Source organism: Acetobacter sp. UBA5411 (assembly GCF_002409645.1).
GTDB lineage: Bacteria > Pseudomonadota > Alphaproteobacteria > Acetobacterales > Acetobacteraceae > Acetobacter.
This window is the reverse complement of sequence record NZ_DHNR01000033.1, coordinates 66,418-82,960: the sequence shown is the minus strand read 5'-3', so window position 1 is coordinate 82,960 and position 16,543 is coordinate 66,418. Positions and strand designations below refer to the sequence as shown.

Sequence of the window (16,543 nt, the reverse complement as noted above, 5' to 3'; positions counted from 1 at the left end):
ATGCTGCCCGTGCTCATGTTCCCGCAGTTCGACCCGGTGCTCGTGCATCTCGGCCCGCTTGCGGTCCGCTGGTATGCGCTGGCCTATATCGCGGGCATCGTTATCGGTATCCAGCTTCTGAAAAGACTGGTGACATGGACACCCCGGGCAGCGACCCCGGAGCTGGCCGATGACTTTCTCGTCTGGGTCACGCTTGGCATCGTGCTCGGTGGTCGTCTTGGTTATGTGCTGTTTTATCAGCCGATGGCCTTTATGGCGCATCCGGCCCAGATCTTCGCCGTCTGGCAGGGCGGCATGTCCTTCCACGGCGGAACCATCGGCGTTATTCTGGCTATGCTGCTGTTCTGCCGTCGCTATGGGTTGAAGTTTCTGGCCTTCGCGGACCGTGTGACGACCATCGTGCCGATCGGACTTGGTTTCGGAAGAATAGCAAACTTCATTAATGGCGAGCTTTGGGGGCGTTATGCTGATCCGAGCCTGCCTTGGGCGATGATCTTTCCCGATACGGATGGTCATCCGCGTCATCCGTCACAGCTCTATGAGGCGCTGACCGAAGGGCTGCTTCTCTTTCTGATCCTGCTGTTTGCGGCGCGTCAGCAGAAGTTACGCGAGCGTCCCGGTTTTCTGGCCGGTCTATTTCTCGTCGGGTATGGGTGCGCCCGTATTTTCTGTGAGTGCTTCCGTGAGCCTGACGCGTTCCTCGGTTATTTCCCGTTTGGTGTCACCATGGGGCAGATCCTGAGTATCCCGATGATTTTGGCCGGGGCGCTGCTCATGATTTATGCCTTTCGTGCGCCGGTTTATGCGGGGCTGCCGCCTGAGGAACAGAAAAGCGCGTGAGCGTCTCGGGTCCACAAGGCGGGGAGCGGCTGGACGCGTTCATGGGGCGCGCCAATGCGGCCTACTACGCCCAGCGTGACCCTTTCGCGGACTTCGTGACAGCACCAGAAATTTCCCAGATTTTTGGCGAGGTGCTGGGCGCGTGGTGCGCCGTCGTCATGCGTGGTCTGCCTGTATCATCCGGTGCTCCCTTGCATCTGGTGGAGGCGGGGCCGGGACGTGGCACCCTGATGGCGGACATGCTGCGGGTGCTTGTCCGTCTCGCACCGGATTGTTTGTCTGGCCTGTCGGTGCATCTGATCGAGACTTCGCCCCGTCTGCGCAAGGCGCAGGAGGAGGCATTGTCTCAGTCGGGCGTGTCCGTCTGCTGGCACGATACCTTCTCCGATGTGCCGACCGGCCCGATGGTTCTGGTGGCCAATGAATTCCTCGACGCTTTGCCTATCCGTCAGTTCGTCCGCACGGAAACAGGCTGGCAGGAGCGTTTCGTCCTGAACGGTCAATGGAGTTTGCAGGATTGCTTCGACGTGCCGCCGGAAGTCACGGAACGCGGTGCGACTGTTGGGGACGTTGTCGAAATTTCGCCCGCTTCGGCTGGTTTTGTGCGCGATGTGGCGGAGAGACTGAGCAAGGATGCGGGTGTGGCGTTGTTCATTGATTACGGCACGGCCACGTCCTGTGTGGGTGAGTCCCTACAGGCTCTGCGTCAGGGACGACCAGTGTCGGCGCTGGTTGAGCCGGGCACTGCGGATGTGACGGCGCATGTTGACTTTGCATCCATGGCGCGGGCTGCACAGGCGGCGGGCGCGGTCTGTTATGGACCGGTCGGGCAGGGCGATCTGCTGCGGGCTCTTGGTGCTGTCCAGCGGGCGGAGGCCTTGTGTCGGAGTGCGCCGGAACAGGCGGGGGCGATCCGCTCCGGACTGGACAGGCTGATTGGGCCGGATCGGATGGGACGTTTGTTCAAGGCCTTGGCTATAGCGTCGCCAGATGTAACGATTGTGCCGGGATTTTCAGAAAAAACAGCGGGAGAACAGCAATGAGCGCTGGGCTTGTACCAGACTCGGTTGTGCAGAGTCCTTATCTGTCCTTTGTGCGTCATGGATTTTTCACACGCATCGGGGGCGTTTCGGAAGGGCCTTACGCCAGCCTGAACTGTTCGACCCGGTCGGAAGATGACCCCGCCGCCGTGACGGAAAACCGTAGTCGTGTCGCCGGTTTTTTCGGTCTTCCGAATGAATCGCTACTTGGTGTGACGCAGGTGCATGGTGATGGGGTGATCACCGTCACCGAGCCGTGGAAACCCGGCGAAGGCGGCAAGGCGGATGCGATGGTGACAGCGCGTCCCGACGTGGCGCTTGGGGTCATCACGGCGGATTGCGGACCAGTTCTGTTCGCTTCGAAAGATGGAAAAATTGTCGGCGCGGCCCATGCCGGGTGGCGCGGTGCGGTCGGCGGCGTGCTGGAGGCGACGGTCCGTGCGATGGAAGCGCTCGGCGCGTCGGCTTCGGAAATGGTGGCTGTTGTCGGTCCTTGCATTGCTCAGGCGAGTTATGAAGTCGGGTCCGACATGCGTGACGCTGCACTGGCGACCGATGCGCAGGCTGCGTCATTCTTTGTGACGGGGCAGCGAGAAGGCCATTTCCAGTTTGATCTGGCCGGATACTGCATGGATCGCCTGCGGCGTGCCGGAGTGACAGCCGTGGCGTCAGTGGGACTGGACACGCTCCCGGACGAGCGGCGTTTTTTCAGTCATCGACGGCGCACTCTGGCGGGTGGCGGCCCGATCGGGCACCAGATTTCGGTGATTGCAGCAGGAAGTGGAGCGGAACAGGGTTGATGAAACGGATTTTTTCAAAGCTTCTTCCGCTTTCGGCGACCTGCCTGCTGACCGGCTGTCTCTCGGTGCCGCATCCTTTCGAACATGACAATAAAGGTCAGAAGGGCGGCATGGCGACCGCTCCGACCTCCCGTCTCGATATTCCGCTTCCCAAAGATAAAAGCCTGAGTCCGGACGGTGAGAAACTCTGGGCGGCGCAGGTGACGCAGGCGCTGCTCGATCAGTCGATCCCGGCGATGGCGCAGCCTGTCCGGCCCGGCGACTGGTGGGTGAAGCTGCATACCGAGCAGCGGGGTGACGTGATTGTCCCGCTATATTCCCTGATGACGCCACAGGGCACTGTCCGTGCGACGCAGGAAGGACCGGGTGTTCCGGCGATTGCCTGGTCAGCGGGTGGTCCGGAAGTGTTGCACGAGGCGGCCCAGCAGGGTGCGGGTCAGATTGTCAGTATTCTGACTGGTGTCATGGCTGAAAGCATGGAGGAAGATCCAAAGAGCCTGAAGCACCGCGGTGCGCGGATTTTCTTTCAGGGTGTGACGGGTGCGCCGGGCGACGGCAATATTTCGCTGGCGCGTGCTTTTGTCGTGTCGTTCAAGGAAATGAAGGATACGATCCAGACGTCCCGGACTGATGCGGACTTTACCGTGGCGACGACGGTCAAATTGACGGATGGTCCTGAGGGAACGCGAGGTCATCCGCAGCAGAATATCCGCATCGACTGGCGCGTGACGGACAAGGATGACAAGGAAGTGGGGATTGCGACCCAGCTTCACGATATTCCGGCGCATTCGATGGACGGCATGTGGGGCGATATCGCCATGGCGGCGGCGGAAGAAGCGGCAGGGGCCGTTGAAGAAATGATCACGCGCTATTCGAGCCGTGACGCCAAGCCGATACCGAAACCTCAGGAAGCGAAGAAAAACAAATAGGCTGTCCGTTTCAGAAGAAATTCCAGCAGGGAAAGTGAAGAGCGCATGTCAGTCAGAATAGACCGGGTCGTTACACGGGGCGGCGACAAGGGGCAGACCTCCCTTGGCGACGGGACACGGCTGAGCAAGGCTGATCTGCATGTCGAGGCGATCGGGGTGCTGGATGAAGCCAATGCCGCCGTGGGCGTACTGCGAAGTCACGTTGCGGACGAAGTTCTGTCCAGAAAGCTGATGGCCGTTCAGAACCTGCTGTTCGATATGGGTGGCGATCTCTGTATGCCGGAGGGCAGCAAGCACGCGAAGCGTCTGACTGACAGCGTCATCGTGCCGCTTGAAGCCGAGATCGAAAGAATGCGGGCGCTTCAGGTGCCTCTGACCAGTTTCATCCTGCCGGGTGGATCGGTGCCTGCTGCCTGGGCTCATGTTGCCCGTACGGCAGTCAGGAAAGCAGAGCGTGCAGTTGTCGCGCTATCTGAACAAGCAACGATCAATCCTGTTCTTGTGCCGTTATTGAACAGGCTTTCAGATTACTTTTTTGTGCTCGGTCGTCATCTTAATGATGATGGCAGGCAGGATGTGCTCTGGCAGCCCGGTGCCGCTTTGTTTGCAGAGGCACCCTGATTTCAGGTTTGTGGACAGTTTGTGTCTGGTCATCACTGAAATTCTGACTGAATGACCATGAAAGCTTTCATGACAAAAAGAATATCTATGGGTTTCTTGTAGTAGTGGAAGCTTCGTGCTACCAGTCACGGCAATCTCGTAAAAGATGATTGTCGGCTCGGTTCTGTCCGGCGAAATCCCACAGATCATGGCAACAATCAGAGTTACATCTGGTGCTCCGTCACGTCAGCGGTTTCTGCTTTGCGGGACTGGTTTTGCTGACGGCCGGACTGACTTAAATTTGAAAGTATAGTAGTGGATAGTGGATTATTGAAAAGATCCTCTCAGGCCGATCTCCTGGAGGATAATCTTACGGATCATGATGCTGAAGAAGCTGCCCTGCGTGCCCTGAACCGCATGGGGTCACATAAGGCGAATGCCCCCGCATCAGGTAACAGTGCGCCGCGTCAGAATGATCAGCAGCTTCGTCTGACGCCGCGTTCCGGTCAGGATGCGGCAGGACAGTTTCGCAAACGGCGCTTTGTGCGTGATGGCGATGTGCAGGTCGAGCACAATCCGTTTTCACGGCCTTCCGCCCGCACTGCGCCGGCCCATTCCGGGGACAGCGAGACGAAGCTCAACAATCGTGCTCTTGAAGCCGAAAGGCGTGCGCGCAACGATGCCGAGCGTCAGGTGCAGGAACTTGAAACGCATCAGCGTTCGCTTGAGACCCGTCTTGGTCACGCACAGGTTCTGGTTGCCGAGCTCAAGGAAAGTCTGGCGACGCGTGACGCAGAACTGGCTGCGGTGAAAATGGAACTGGCCGGGGAGCAGCTCGCCCTCCAGCAGGCTCACGCCGAAATCAAGGCGCTTCGTCAGCAGGCGAAGTCTGCTCCTTCGAAAACTGCTTCTGTCCAGCGTGAAGTTGAAGCTGATGAAGAAGGTCAGAAGCCTGTGAAATGGTGGAAAGACTGACCGCCACTCCTCCGGTCAATTCTTCTGCTCACAGAAAAGAGCGATTGGGAGTGCTGCGTGCAATCGTAGTGCTCTCTTCTGCCTGCCAGCTTGCAGCCTTGCTGGTGCCGAACCTGATTTCAGGTTTCCTGATCCTTCTTGAGAGCATCATGGAAGCGCTGTTTCTGCCTTTCCGTCTGCTTTTCAATCTCGCTGTGTGGCTGACAACGGGACAACAGATCAGTGATGCAGTGACCAGTGTGGGACATGCGATCCCACCACGTGGTTTTTCCGAAGTTCTTTATCATAGTTATGGGCCGGCGGTTCTGGTGATCGCGGGCTTGCTGCTGTTTGTTCTGGCTGTTGGGCGTCGGGATATATCGTTTCTCTGGCTGTGTTTTCTGATGCATGCCCTCGCGGCTTTTATGGTCGGGTTGCCTGAGGCTGTGCTTCTATTTCCCGCGCTGATTGCAGAGATTGTCGCGTTCAGAGAAATCAAACGTTGAGAAATAAAGGTAATACTTTTTGAAAATATTCTTTTTCTGAAGCGATTTTTTAATAACGGATGTGCCGTGAGATAAAGTTTTAGGGCGTTGCCTTTTTCAAAAAGGTGACGTTTCCAGAAAGTCTTTCGTAAAAATTGATGTAATGACAGGATACTGTCATCGCGGCATCGGATGCATCAGAAAGTAATCGTCACTCACACAACTTTTGTGAAAGAAGCTGTGTGAATGAACGAATATGTAGCGGAAACTTATCTATGAAAAACTCTTCCCGGTAACACGATGTTTTCGGGAAGAGATCGTAAATGTCAGATGTCAGTGCGTATGAGCATGGCGCTTGCCACGATAGACGCCCGGGTGGCCCTTATGGCCTTTCAGAGCTTCGGCAACTTCCAGATGCGCCTGAGCCGTTTTCTGGAAGTCAGTAGCAAAGCTTTTCAGATCGGCGTCAGACGTGGTGTCTGCTTCGTCGCCTGCAAGCTTCACAGCGTTCGTATGGGACTCGATGGCGTTGGCGATATAGCCTTTGTCGAATTTTGCACCTTTGATGCCGCCAAGGGTTGTAATGGTTTTCTGGTCATCTTCATTGGGTGCTGTGGGCAAGGTAATGCCGTGCGCTGACGCGATGGTCGTCAGACGATCTTCAGCACTCGTATGCTCGGAAATCGCATGCTGTGCGAAGCTCTTCACACCGGAGGTGCGTGCGTTGGTCAGCGCGATCTTGCCTAGCGCCACTTCAGTCAGGTTGGCTTCCGCTACCGTCTGAATAAAAGTCGTGTCAGCCGCCGAGAGAGAAGGGGGCGCGGAAGGTGTGGGAGGAGCCGGCGGAGGGGACATCGCACACGCGGTCAGACCGCCAAGGACTGCGACAGCAGTTATCTTTTTGATGACATTCATGATTCTACTCTTTTTGTTGCGGGTTTCCCCGATGGCGGCAGGGTCTTCGGAGGTTTGTTTCTTGCCGGTTTTTCTTCTCGCGGTTACCACGGCGCTGATGATCTGGATAATCACGGAAAGTGTAACAGGGCGTAAGACAAACGCGCGGCGTTCCATTCGGTTCGTCAGCGTAACCGGAGAGGGAATGACATGAGTTTGCCGCGTATATGGCGCACGGCCGCCGCCTTTCTGGCCGCGATTGCCGTCGCCATGGGAGCTGTGGCCGCCCACCTTCCGATCGAACGGTTTGGATTGCCGGAGGGGCGGGACATCGTTCGGGAGGCGGTGCAGATGCAGATGTGGCACGCGCTGGCCCTGCTGGCTCTGGGTCTGGGGCTGCGGACGCCTTCGCGTTTGCAGGCGCTGGCTGGCTGCATGATGCTACCCGGTATCATGCTCTTCTGCGGCGCACTCTATGTAACGGCCTTTTCCGGTCATCATCTGGGAAGTGTTGCACCGACGGGTGGTTCTCTCCTGATCCTGTCATGGATTGTGCTTGGTGTGGGGTTTCTTGCTCGTCATGACTGAGAATATTTCTGTTGGCAGTGTGTATGTCGCCGCTCCCGGGTTTGAAAGCGTCCTGCAAAAGGAGTTGGAACGGCTTGGAGTGACACCAGCCTTCTGGCATGGCCGTCTGGCGGTCTGTGAAGCGCCTCCCGTGGCCAGTGTCTGGGCGCTCGATATCTGGACATCGCCTGAAATTCACACGATCGTTTCAATTGGTGAGGCCGCGCGCCTTCTGAAAAGCCGACAGCGAAACTGGTCGCTGGTGCCGGTTGAATTCTTCCGTCGTGCCGCACTGATTGTCGACAAACTACCTCCCGTCAAAGCGGCGCCACTGGTGTTCCCGCAACTGCCACCGACCAGTCCGCTGGGTGGCTGGACGCTTCTTGCTCCCGACCGGATTCTGTTTTCGCAAGCCAAGACAAGCCCTTTTCCGATGGGTGAGGTGAAGTTCGTCGAGGATCGCGAAGGACCGCCTTCCCGTGCCTATCTGAAATTGTGGGAAGCCTGCACCCGACTGGGCTGTTGGCCCGTGCCGGGAGAAACCTGTCTGGATCTGGGCGCGACGCCGGGAGGATGGACGTGGGCCATCGCGAAACTTGGTGCGAGTGTCACGGCAGTTGACCGTGCGCCGCTCTCACCATCCGTCGCAGCGATGCCGGGTGTGAGTTTCCGACAGGAGAGCGCTTTCGGTCTGGAACCGCGCAATGAAGCACGTGTGGACTGGCTGTTTTCGGATGTAATTGCTTATCCGGAACGTCTCCTGACGCTCGCAAAACGATGGATTGAAGCCGGACGGACCGCCCGGATTGTCATGAGCGTGAAGTTTCAGGGGGAAACTGATTTCGCCATTCTGGATCAGTTTGCGGCCATCCCCGGTGCCCGTCTCGCGCATCTGTTTCACAACAAGCACGAGGTAACATTTTTCTGGTCCGAAAACGGAATCTTCTGAAATCTGCATTCTCTTGTTGCGAATGTCTTTTGTGACAGGGAAAAGACGACATCACGGATCCACTTGAGGGGAAGGAGATGTGATGCGTTTTCGAAAATTAGGGTTGTATCTGACGTGCTGTGTCGCGTTGGCCGGTATGATGTCTGAGGCTGCCATGGCCCGGACAATGACGACAGCTCCAGTGGTGGGTGATAATCCGGTTCAGCCGGTTGTGGTGCCATATCCGGTGCCAGAAATGGCGCAGACGCAGCTGCAGGCGGCGATTGCTCGTTCCAAGGTGAGTGGCAAACCGCTTCTGCTGGATTTTGGCGGAAACTGGTCGCCTGATTGCTGGGCTCTTTCGGGTGTTCTGGCGATCCCGGCGGTATCGGCATGGATTGCCCAGAATTTTGAGGTGGTCGTGATCAATATTTCACGCCGCAACACGAATATGGGCATCGGTGAAAATTACGGTGTGACGATTACAGATGTACCCTCCGTCCTGGTCGTGTCTCCAGCCGGGAAACTTCTCAACGCGGGCACAATTGCGGCCTTGTCCAATGCAAGCAAGATGACGCCACAGGCAGTTGTCGATCAGCTGGCAGTGTGGGGCAAGCTGAACTGATTCATTTCAGCAAATAGTTTCTACAAAGATCATTTTATCTGTTTTTAAGCCGCAGTGTCCGTGTGTCCGTCAGAATATAGGCGCGGAATTATTTATAAGCGTGACGGATACGGTCATTTCGGTCCGATGATTTCGGACAAATTTCAATCAGATCGCCCATCCCGGGTGAAAACCTGCGGGGTTCATTTCGGGATCTGTGGGGAATTGAAACAAACATCGGACGAGGGCGAGTGAGCTTTCTGTCCGGTTTACAAAAAGCATGATTCTGAAAAGAAATAGGCCGGAGGAATTACCCTCCGGCCTGTTTTTTTTGTGACTCAGGCAGATTTCAGCTGAGCTTCGGCGAACTCGTAGTTGGCGAGCTTGTCGAGATAGTTGGTGATGTAGTCAGGACGACGGTTACGGAAGTCGAGGTAGTAGGCGTGCTCCCAGACGTCGAGGCCGAGAAGCGCCGTGCCCTGACCTTCGGCGAGCGGGTTGCTGCCGTTGGCGGTCTTGGTGACAGCCAGCTTGCCGTTCGGATTCAGGACCAGCCATGCCCAGCCGGAGCCGAACTGCGTGGTGGCGGCTTTCTTGAACTCTTCCTTGAAGGCTTCGACGCTGCCCAGATCTTCCTTGATCTTGGCTTCGAGAGCCGGCGGGATTGCGCCACCGTTGGAGGACAGGTTCTGCCAGAAAAGAATGTGGTTCCAGTGCTGACCCGCATTGTTGAAAACGGGAGCCTGAGCCGGGTCACCTTTGACGGAGAGAATGATCTCGTCGAGGGACTTGCCCTGAAGTTCCGGCTTGGCTTCGACGAAATTGTTCAGAGCCGTCACATAGGCCTGATGATGCTTGTCGTGATGAAGTTCCAGTGTCTCCTGGCACATGCCTTTGGCGGCAAGGGCGTTATAGGAGTAAGGGAGGGCAGGCAGTTCAAATGCCATGATGATGGTCTCCTTGGATTGCAATCACGAATACAGGGCGAAACAACGCCGCCCTCAACAGCTATGGTCCACCCGGAAAAGCGTCAAGGGACGCTTGCGTGATAGTGGACTGACAGCTTCCTGAAAGGGTCAACGCAGTTATGGCAGAAACGGATCCATTAAAAATGGAAAAGCCTGACTGTGAAACGACCGCACGTTTATGTGATCCGGATCGGTTTTTCTGCGCGATGTTCCTGCCGCAGACCATCCGGGCGGCGGCTTTTACGCTCATCGCGCTGAACTGCGAACTTTCGAAGGCGCTGATTCTGCCCGTGTCAGGCACGGTGACAGGCCCGATGGCGGGGCTGATTCGGCTTCAGTGGTGGCGAGATGTGATCGAGGACCCTGAGCAGGGTCGTCAGTCCCGTCATGAAATCGCCGTGCCGCTGGCTGAATTGCTGGAACGCGGCGTTGTCCGTAAAGCCCCGCTGCTGACACTGATTGACGCCCGGGAGGCGGAGTTGTGCCGTTTTCCGGACTGGACGGCGTGGCGTTCGGCCATGCTGGATGGCGCGGGCATAATGCAGAGGGTGGTAGGCGAACTGCTGGGAATCGAGGATGAGGCGATTCTGGCCGCAGTGACCCGCGCTGGTGCAGCGTTCGGAACGGGGTTGTTGGTGCGGTATCTGCCGCAGGTTCTGCTCAGTGGTCGTATGCCGCTACCGGAAGAGGCGTTTACGGACGTCGGATTGTCCGTTCATGCTGACAGTGAAGAACTTCTGGAAAGCGTGCGTCTGACGACGATCTTGGGGATTCTGAAGCGGGAAGGACTGGCATTTCTGCCGGACCGTCAGGATATCCGTCGAGCAAGGCTGGCCATGCTCCCTGCGATTCTGGCTCGCAGGGATCTCGGTCGTCCGCCGGTCACTGCTGGAGCGGTCAGAGGTATTGGTGACCGGCTTGCCGTGATGACGGTGGGTGTTAGAGGGCGGTGAGCCCTCCTGCTACGCCTTTAGCGATCGTTGGCGACGATTTTTTCCATGACCCGGATAAGCGAGGAATAATCCTCGTTTGGTGACAGGCGACGGGTGAGGGAAAGCTGTTGCGTGGCTGCCGCCAGAGTCGGGACGGGCACAGCCTCACGCGCCGCGGCATCGAGCAGCAGGCGCATATCCTTCTGCATGAGACGGGCCGGGAACTGCGGGGCAAAATTGCCGTCCTTCGCCGCTTTCAGCTTGCGTTTGTGATGCGGGGAGATCACTGCCACCTGATCGAGCGCATCGAACAGCATGGAACGATCCAGTCCTGCTGACAGGCCATAAGCGACCGATTCGGCGAGTGTCGTCAGTCCTGCCCCCATGATTCCATTGATCACGAGTTTCAGGCGTGCGCCGCTGCCGGTTGGACCCGCATGGATGGTGAGCTTGCCGATTGCATCAAAAATCGGCGCGGCTCTCGCGACGTCTTCCTTGTCTCCGCCGACGAGAATGACGAGGCTGGCGGAATCTGCTTCTGGCGTGCTGCCGGAGACGGGGGCGTCCAGCACAACCACGCCATGTTTCTGACCGGCTTCATACAGCGTGGCTGTTGCTTCCGGTGACACCGAAGAGGTGTTGATCAGAAGAGAGCCTTTGGTCATCCCGGCCAGTGCGCCATTTTCACCGTACATCGACGCGGCGAGAGCTTCATCGTCTGGCACACACACCACAACCGTGTCCGCCTGTTTGGCAAGGGCCTGCGGTGTCGGAAGCATGGGAACGGAAGGGGAGGGGGAACGACCGGAGGGAGTATAGGCGCTGATTGTATAACCAGCCGTCTTGAGATGGTCGCCCATCCGGCTGGCCATGGCGCCAAAACCGATAAAGCCGATGCGGGGTGCGTTTTCTGGTGAGAGAATCTGCATGTTGCTAAGTCCTGTCCTGATCCGGGCTGCAATATCTTCTGATACAATGCCTGAACGATAAGACAGTTTTTTTGAAATCACTATCGGCGGACCAATCACTATTCTTGATGAATGTGTCCAGCCGCATGACAGAAGTGGTGTGCGTCGAGTGATCTTTAAGATCGTTCTCTGGTAGTTACCCGTATCGATTTCTATTCTAGTGAGTCGATTTCCTGCCGGATCTGCTGAAGCAGTTTTCTGAAAGAATGCTGGCAGACGTGGCCTGTTTGCAGATTATGCCGCGAAAGTAGAAGGCTGTTCGCGATCATGAGGCCATCCGGCATGCTGGAAATCTGGCCATTTTGGAAACTGACTCGGGAAAACGGCACACCGCAGGCGGCCAGTGTGGCGTTATGCGCAAGCACACCCAGAGTCAGAACAACACGAAGATTGGGAAGCGTCTGCAATTCGGTGCGCAGAAAATGATTGCAGTCAACGACATCCAACGGCAGCGGCAAATCGGAAAGCGGTGGAGACTGGATAACGCTGACAAACCGGGTTCCCACAGGGGACAGCATGATGTCGCCATCCTTATCCACACCGCGCGAAAGGAAGCCGGATTCGATCAGCGCCTCATAGAAGACGGTTTCGGTTTCTATATCGAAGAGGGACGTGTCGTTACCTTCCTGCGGATGGATAAAAGCAGGCGCTACGATCAACAGGCTGGCGTCAGCAGGACCGAACGGAAGACGTTCTGCGGACAATCCAATGCCAGAGCCGGATACGGCAAAACGCGGACAGACCGCACTGTTGTCGATAGAATCCGTCGTGTCTGAAAGATCGACGACAGATGAGGTAACGACTCCCATGCGGTAACATGCTCCTGGACACAACCGCACCCCACCGGGGAGTAAGGGGTGGGGTGTCGGGGATGTGGTGTGCGGCCTTATTCAGGCTCGCTCAATTGATCCGCCGGGTGACGAATCGGGGTCTGGCGCGGCCGGGGTTCGGCTGGCCGGCGGGTGATCTCTTCAGCGATGTCAGCGAGATCGACAAACTGGTCTGCCTGTCTGCGCAGATCGTCACCAATGAGAGGCGGTGAAGAACGCATGGAGGAAACGACGGTGACCCGGACGCCCTGTCGCTGCACGGCTTCAACCACGCGGCGGAAATCCGAATCGCCGGTAAACAGAATGGCGTGATCAATGCGGGGAGCCGCCTCCATCATGTCCACGGCGATTTCGATGTCCATGTTGCCCTTGATACGGCGGCGACCGCTCTGGTCGGTATATTCGCGCGCTGTTTTGGTCACCAGAAAATAGCCGTTGTAGGACAGCCAGTCGGTCAGCGGCTTGATGGGGGAATATTCTTCAGTATCAAGAATTGCCGCATAATAATGCGCTCTCAGGAGGTGACATCTCCGTGCGAAGAAATCGAGCATTTTACGGTAATCGACATCGAAACCAAGACCGCGAGAGGCTGAGTAAAGGCTTGATCCATCAATGAAGAGGCTGGTTCGTTCAGTGTTATGAATGATCATTAAGTTTGTGTTCCTTTAATACCGCTGACTGTATAGCGAACTGGTTAAGACTTGGTTATGTGTCGCCGGAGTTCTGTCGATCTTTTCATCGGACGACCGGAACACGTGTTTTAAAGGCTGGAGGGTTAAAGTGGTGCGGGTTGTGATAGCCATTGGCGCGAACCTTGCCAGTTATGCTCCCATTGATGGAAAACTGTTAGCCCCCGCCGCAACCTGCGAGGCAGCTGTAGAGGCTCTGCGAGAGCTTGACGGGCTGCGTGTGGATGCTGTGTCCTCATGGTATGAGAGCGAGCCCGTTCCGCCCTCTGGTCAGCCTCCCTACATAAATGGCGTCATAGTGGGCAAGTCTTCTCTTGCGCCGGAAGCGCTGCTTGACGCATTGCACGAGATTGAGGCCGCATTCGGGCGTGTGCGGAGCGTGGTGAACGCTGCCCGTCCCCTGGATCTGGATCTGATCGACATGGGTGGGATCGTCAGAACGAACAGCGCTCCACTGCTGCCGCATCCACGGGCGCATGAAAGAGCTTTTGTGCTTCTGCCGTTGAGAGACGTCCTGCCTGACTGGCGGGAGCCGGGCTCGGGAAAGACGGTGCAGGCGCTTCTGGATGCGTTGCCTCCTCAGGCGATCCGACGGCTGGAGCCGCAAGCGCACTGACCAAGGCTTCCCTTGTTGCGGGGATGGTGGTAGAAAACGTCTTTAACAAAATTTTCCGGAGGTCCGCCCCATGGCGCGCGTCACAGTCGAGGATTGCGTCGAGAAGGTGCCGAACCGCTTTGAACTGGTTCTGCTTGCTGCTCAGCGTGCACGCAACCTGTCCCGCGGTGAGGAACTGACAGTCGATCGCGATAACGACAAGAACCCTGTTGTCGCGCTCCGTGAGATCGCCGAGGAGACCGTTCAGCTTGAGCCGCTGCGCAACGACCTTGTGCGTTCGCTGGCGCGTGCTCCCGAGCCTGAGCCGGCCGATGAAGAGGTCATGGACCTTATCCCGACCGAGCAGAACATCTTCGGTCTGCAGGAAAGCTCGGCTGAGGAAGAGGTGACCGATCTCTCTCCGGAAGAAATGAAGGCTGCTTTCGAGGCCGAAATGTCAGGCCGCGGCAAGCGCTGATCCCGTTCTGGCATACTATACCGCCGGACGCTCCGTACGGGGCGTCTGACGGGGACTGAACCTCCTCCGCTCAATTATGGAGATTTTCGTCATCCCCGCGTCTGCTCCTGTCTCCCCGCTCTTCGGCTCCGATCTCTCTGCTGGAAAGGGGTGAGGCGTGGAACAGGAACCGCATCTCATGCTGCCCCGAGGCAGGGGCGTGTCTCTCGCAGAGAATGACGAAATTGCCGAGGTCTCAGCGGATCGCCTGATCCAGCGTATTCTTCGATACAATCCTGACGCGGATATCGCTCTCGTTCAGAAGGCGTTCGAGGTTGCGCGTGACGCGCACGAAGGCCAGTTGCGCGACGCGGGTGATCCCTACATCACCCATCCACTCTCCGTCGCGATGATCCTTGCCCGGTTTCGGATGGATGTGCCGTCCATCGTCACGGCTCTTCTGCACGATACAATCGAGGATACCGGCGTCAGCATCGAGACGCTCCGCGAGCAGTTTGGCCCCACGATCGCCGAACTTGTCGATGGCGTCACCAAGCTGACCCGTCTCGAACTCCAGTCTGACCGCACCAAGCAGGCCGAGAATTTCCGCAAGCTCGTACTGGCGATGTCGAAGGACATTCGCGTCCTCATCGTCAAGTTGGCCGATCGTCTGCACAATATGCGCACCCTGCATTTCGTGCAGCGTGAGGACCGCAGACGCCGCATCGCCCGTGAGACGATGGATATCTATGCGCCGCTCGCCGGGCGCATCGGTATGGATCGCGTCAAGACGGAGTTGCAGAACCTTGCCTTTGCGCAGCTGGAGCCGGAAGCCGACGCCACCATTCGCGCCCGCCTGAATTATCTGCGCGGGCAGGGCGCTGACATCATTGAGGACGTCAAGCGCGAGCTGGCGCGTCTGTGCCGCGAATCCGGAATCGAGAATGTTGATGTGAAGGGGCGTGAAAAATCGCCTTATTCCATCTGGGAGAAGATGCAGCGCCGTAACGTGGCGTTCGAGCAGCTCTCCGACATCATGGCGTTCCGTCTCATCGTGGAGTCGCGGGAAGACTGTTATGCCGCGCTCGGTGCCATTCATGGCGCTTTCCCGATGATCGCCGGGCGGTTCAAGGATTACATCTCCACCCCGAAGGCCAACGGTTACCAGAGTCTTCATACGGGTGTGACGCTGCGTCATCCGCGTAACCAGAAAATTGAAGTTCAGATCCGCACTGAGGAGATGAACGACATCGCCGAGAACGGTGTGGCAGCGCACTGGGCCTACAAACAGCTTCCCACTGGTGCCGCGCCGGATGAGGTTGTCGGCAAGATGAAGCGCCCGCGCTGGGTGCAGGATCTGCTCGAAATTCTGGAAGATTCCTCGGCTCCCGACGAGTTTCTCGAAAACACCAAGCTGGAGCTTTATCAGGATCAGGTCTTCTGCTTCACGCCGAAGGGTCAGCTGATCCCGCTCCCCGCTGGCGCGACGCCGGTGGATTTCGCCTATGCCGTGCATAGTCAGGTCGGCGATTCGTGCGTCGGCGCGAAGGTAAACGGGCGGCTGGTGCCGCTTCGCTACGAGCTTCAGAACGGCGATCAGGTCGAGATCATGACCGCTCGCGGCGGCGCACCGTCGCCGTCGTGGGAGCGGTTTGTTGTCACCGGCAAGGCGCGTGCGCGTATCCGCCGCTATGTCGCGCAGCAGCAGCGTCAGGTCTCGCTGGACTCAGGTAAGGCGACGCTTGCCAAGGCGTTCCGTCAGGAAGGTGTGGATGGTTCCGAAAAGGTGCTGGAGACGCTGCTCAAGGAACTGAAGCAGGCGTCCGTTGAAGACCTGTATGTCGCGGTCGGAACCGGCAACATTGGTCCACGTGACGTTGTCCATGCTGCGTATCCGGAACTCCGCCGTACTACGCGCGGTCCTCGTATGGTGCCGGGTCTCGTGGCGCGTGCGCCGATGCCCAAACCGAAAACGGGCGGTGCCGGAATGGCGCCGCTGGTCGGTCTTGGAGCCGGGATCGCTGTTCATTTCGCAGGTTGCTGCCATCCGCTGCCGGGAGACCGGATCGTGGGTGTGGTCGCCAGCGGCAAGGGTGTGACCATCCACACAGCGACCTGTCAGACACTGGAATCCTTTGCCGCCACCCCGGAGCGTTTTCTGGATGTGGACTGGGATTACGAAGCGCTGGGTCGTGTCGGGAAAGCGGGTAGCGAGCCGTTTGTCGGTCGTGTCACGGTGATTGCGGCTAATGAGCCGACCACGCTGGCAACGATCACCAACGGTGTATCTCGACAGGATGGTTCGATCGTGAACCTCAAGATCGTGCATCGCCAGCTCGATTTCATGGAAGTGCTGGTGGATGTGGAAGTCCGGGATCTGCGGCATCTGTCGAGCGTGATCGGGGGGCTCCGTTCCGTGGAAGGGATCTCTCAGGTCGAGCGGGCGCGGTCATGAGGGGCTTT

General features: G+C 57.6%; 19 protein-coding genes. 14 read left to right on the top strand and 5 right to left on the bottom strand.

The genetic code is table 11. The features are described from left to right. The 7 genes from lgt to B3759_RS11305 all read left to right on the top strand — a co-directional run bounded on the left by lgt (window position 1) and on the right by B3759_RS11305 (window position 5,669). Window positions 1–840 (top strand): prolipoprotein diacylglyceryl transferase, encoded by an 840-nt coding sequence (lgt, locus tag B3759_RS11335; RefSeq protein WP_291366017.1) that lies wholly within the window; start codon window positions 1–3, stop codon window positions 838–840. Further along, the gene (locus tag B3759_RS11330) at window positions 837–1,883 is read left to right on the top strand and encodes a class I SAM-dependent methyltransferase (protein WP_291366016.1); all 1,047 of its coding nucleotides are present in this window, start codon (window positions 837–839) and stop codon (window positions 1,881–1,883) included. The genes lgt and B3759_RS11330 overlap by 4 nt, the downstream gene beginning before the upstream one ends. Further along, complete coding sequence (gene pgeF, locus B3759_RS11325; RefSeq protein WP_291366015.1) at window positions 1,880–2,680, top strand: peptidoglycan editing factor PgeF; 801 nt, start codon at window positions 1,880–1,882, stop codon at window positions 2,678–2,680. The genes B3759_RS11330 and pgeF overlap by 4 nt, the downstream gene beginning before the upstream one ends. Further along, on the top strand, window positions 2,680–3,609 hold the full coding sequence (locus B3759_RS11320; RefSeq protein ID WP_291366014.1) for a hypothetical protein: 930 nt from the start codon (window positions 2,680–2,682) through the stop codon (window positions 3,607–3,609). Before pgeF ends, B3759_RS11320 begins: the two co-directional genes overlap by 1 nt. A gap of 45 nt (window positions 3,610–3,654) precedes the next feature. Then, window positions 3,655–4,230, top strand: coding sequence for a cob(I)yrinic acid a,c-diamide adenosyltransferase (locus B3759_RS11315; protein WP_291366013.1), 576 nt, complete (start codon window positions 3,655–3,657; stop codon window positions 4,228–4,230). A gap of 309 nt (window positions 4,231–4,539) precedes the next feature. Next, entirely contained in the window at window positions 4,540–5,184 is a 645-nt protein-coding gene (locus B3759_RS11310) for a hypothetical protein (RefSeq protein ID WP_291366012.1), read from the top strand. Beyond that, on the top strand, window positions 5,169–5,669 hold the full coding sequence (locus B3759_RS11305; RefSeq protein WP_291366011.1) for a hypothetical protein: 501 nt from the start codon (window positions 5,169–5,171) through the stop codon (window positions 5,667–5,669). Before B3759_RS11310 ends, B3759_RS11305 begins: the two co-directional genes overlap by 16 nt. A 312-nt stretch (window positions 5,670–5,981) precedes the next feature. On the opposite strand, the gene B3759_RS11300 is transcribed toward B3759_RS11305, so the two are convergent. Further along, entirely contained in the window at window positions 5,982–6,563 is a 582-nt protein-coding gene (locus B3759_RS11300; RefSeq protein WP_291366010.1) for a DUF4142 domain-containing protein, read from the bottom strand. A 189-nt stretch (window positions 6,564–6,752) separates the two neighbouring features. Here B3759_RS11300 and B3759_RS11295 point away from each other — a divergent pair, with 189 nt between their 5' ends. The 3 genes from B3759_RS11295 (at window position 6,753) to B3759_RS11285 (ending at window position 8,662) form a co-directional block, all read left to right on the top strand. Continuing rightward, complete coding sequence (locus B3759_RS11295) at window positions 6,753–7,130, top strand: DUF423 domain-containing protein (RefSeq protein WP_291366009.1); 378 nt, start codon at window positions 6,753–6,755, stop codon at window positions 7,128–7,130. Beyond that, the gene (locus tag B3759_RS11290; RefSeq protein ID WP_291366008.1) at window positions 7,123–8,058 is read left to right on the top strand and encodes an SAM-dependent methyltransferase; all 936 of its coding nucleotides are present in this window, start codon (window positions 7,123–7,125) and stop codon (window positions 8,056–8,058) included. Before B3759_RS11295 ends, B3759_RS11290 begins: the two co-directional genes overlap by 8 nt. Window positions 8,059–8,212: 154 nt before the next feature. Beyond that, window positions 8,213–8,662, top strand: coding sequence for a thioredoxin family protein (locus B3759_RS11285; protein ID WP_291366007.1), 450 nt, complete (start codon window positions 8,213–8,215; stop codon window positions 8,660–8,662). Window positions 8,663–8,979: 317 nt separating this feature from the next. Here the strand turns inward: B3759_RS11285 and B3759_RS11280 are convergent, their stop codons facing one another. Then, window positions 8,980–9,588: a superoxide dismutase gene (locus B3759_RS11280; RefSeq protein ID WP_099348322.1), complete on the bottom strand. Its 609-nt coding sequence runs from the start codon at window positions 9,586–9,588 to the stop codon at window positions 8,980–8,982. A gap of 164 nt (window positions 9,589–9,752) precedes the next feature. Here B3759_RS11280 and B3759_RS11275 point away from each other — a divergent pair, with 164 nt between their 5' ends. After that, window positions 9,753–10,562 (top strand): squalene/phytoene synthase family protein, encoded by an 810-nt coding sequence (locus B3759_RS11275; RefSeq protein WP_291366006.1) that lies wholly within the window; start codon window positions 9,753–9,755, stop codon window positions 10,560–10,562. 17 nt (window positions 10,563–10,579) lie between these two features. Here B3759_RS11275 and B3759_RS11270 read toward each other — a convergent pair whose 3' ends face one another. The 3 genes from B3759_RS11270 to B3759_RS11260 all read right to left on the bottom strand — a co-directional run bounded on the left by B3759_RS11270 (window position 10,580) and on the right by B3759_RS11260 (window position 12,989). Beyond that, window positions 10,580–11,470: an NAD(P)-dependent oxidoreductase gene (locus B3759_RS11270; protein WP_291366005.1), complete on the bottom strand. Its 891-nt coding sequence runs from the start codon at window positions 11,468–11,470 to the stop codon at window positions 10,580–10,582. A 191-nt stretch (window positions 11,471–11,661) separates the two neighbouring features. Further along, entirely contained in the window at window positions 11,662–12,318 is a 657-nt protein-coding gene (locus B3759_RS11265) for a uracil-DNA glycosylase (protein WP_291366004.1), read from the bottom strand. Between the two features lie 77 nt (window positions 12,319–12,395). Beyond that, a complete protein-coding gene (locus B3759_RS11260) occupies window positions 12,396–12,989 on the bottom strand; it encodes an NYN domain-containing protein (protein ID WP_077813482.1) in 594 nt (197 codons plus the stop codon). Window positions 12,990–13,122: 133 nt separating this feature from the next. Here B3759_RS11260 and folK point away from each other — a divergent pair, with 133 nt between their 5' ends. From folK to B3759_RS11245, 3 genes are all read left to right on the top strand, one after another. After that, entirely contained in the window at window positions 13,123–13,644 is a 522-nt protein-coding gene (gene folK, locus B3759_RS11255) for a 2-amino-4-hydroxy-6-hydroxymethyldihydropteridine diphosphokinase (RefSeq protein WP_291366003.1), read from the top strand. Window positions 13,645–13,714: 70 nt separating this feature from the next. Continuing rightward, window positions 13,715–14,101, top strand: a complete 387-nt coding sequence (rpoZ, locus tag B3759_RS11250; protein WP_010668144.1) for a DNA-directed RNA polymerase subunit omega — start codon at window positions 13,715–13,717, stop codon at window positions 14,099–14,101. A 178-nt stretch (window positions 14,102–14,279) separates the two neighbouring features. Next, a complete protein-coding gene (locus B3759_RS11245) occupies window positions 14,280–16,535 on the top strand; it encodes a RelA/SpoT family protein (RefSeq protein ID WP_291366081.1) in 2,256 nt (751 codons plus the stop codon). Window positions 16,536–16,543 lie beyond the last annotated feature (8 nt).

Coding starts and splice junctions, on each gene's coding strand:
- lgt (WP_291366017.1), top strand. CDS start 1: ATGCTGCCCGTGCTCATGTTCCCGCAGTTCGACCCGGTGCTCGTGCAT.
- pgeF (WP_291366015.1), top strand. CDS start 1,880: ATGAGCGCTGGGCTTGTACCAGACTCGGTTGTGCAGAGTCCTTATCTG.
- B3759_RS11320 (WP_291366014.1), top strand. CDS start 2,680: ATGAAACGGATTTTTTCAAAGCTTCTTCCGCTTTCGGCGACCTGCCTG.
- B3759_RS11315 (WP_291366013.1), top strand. CDS start 3,655: ATGTCAGTCAGAATAGACCGGGTCGTTACACGGGGCGGCGACAAGGGG.
- B3759_RS11305 (WP_291366011.1), top strand. CDS start 5,169: ATGGTGGAAAGACTGACCGCCACTCCTCCGGTCAATTCTTCTGCTCAC.
- B3759_RS11300 (WP_291366010.1), bottom strand. CDS start 6,563: ATGAATGTCATCAAAAAGATAACTGCTGTCGCAGTCCTTGGCGGTCTG.
- B3759_RS11295 (WP_291366009.1), top strand. CDS start 6,753: ATGAGTTTGCCGCGTATATGGCGCACGGCCGCCGCCTTTCTGGCCGCG.
- B3759_RS11290 (WP_291366008.1), top strand. CDS start 7,123: ATGACTGAGAATATTTCTGTTGGCAGTGTGTATGTCGCCGCTCCCGGG.
- B3759_RS11285 (WP_291366007.1), top strand. CDS start 8,213: ATGGCCCGGACAATGACGACAGCTCCAGTGGTGGGTGATAATCCGGTT.
- B3759_RS11280 (WP_099348322.1), bottom strand. CDS start 9,588: ATGGCATTTGAACTGCCTGCCCTCCCTTACTCCTATAACGCCCTTGCC.
- B3759_RS11275 (WP_291366006.1), top strand. CDS start 9,753: ATGGAAAAGCCTGACTGTGAAACGACCGCACGTTTATGTGATCCGGAT.
- B3759_RS11270 (WP_291366005.1), bottom strand. CDS start 11,470: ATGCAGATTCTCTCACCAGAAAACGCACCCCGCATCGGCTTTATCGGT.
- B3759_RS11265 (WP_291366004.1), bottom strand. CDS start 12,318: ATGGGAGTCGTTACCTCATCTGTCGTCGATCTTTCAGACACGACGGAT.
- B3759_RS11260 (WP_077813482.1), bottom strand. CDS start 12,989: ATGATCATTCATAACACTGAACGAACCAGCCTCTTCATTGATGGATCA.
- rpoZ (WP_010668144.1), top strand. CDS start 13,715: ATGGCGCGCGTCACAGTCGAGGATTGCGTCGAGAAGGTGCCGAACCGC.
- B3759_RS11245 (WP_291366081.1), top strand. CDS start 14,280: ATGCTGCCCCGAGGCAGGGGCGTGTCTCTCGCAGAGAATGACGAAATT.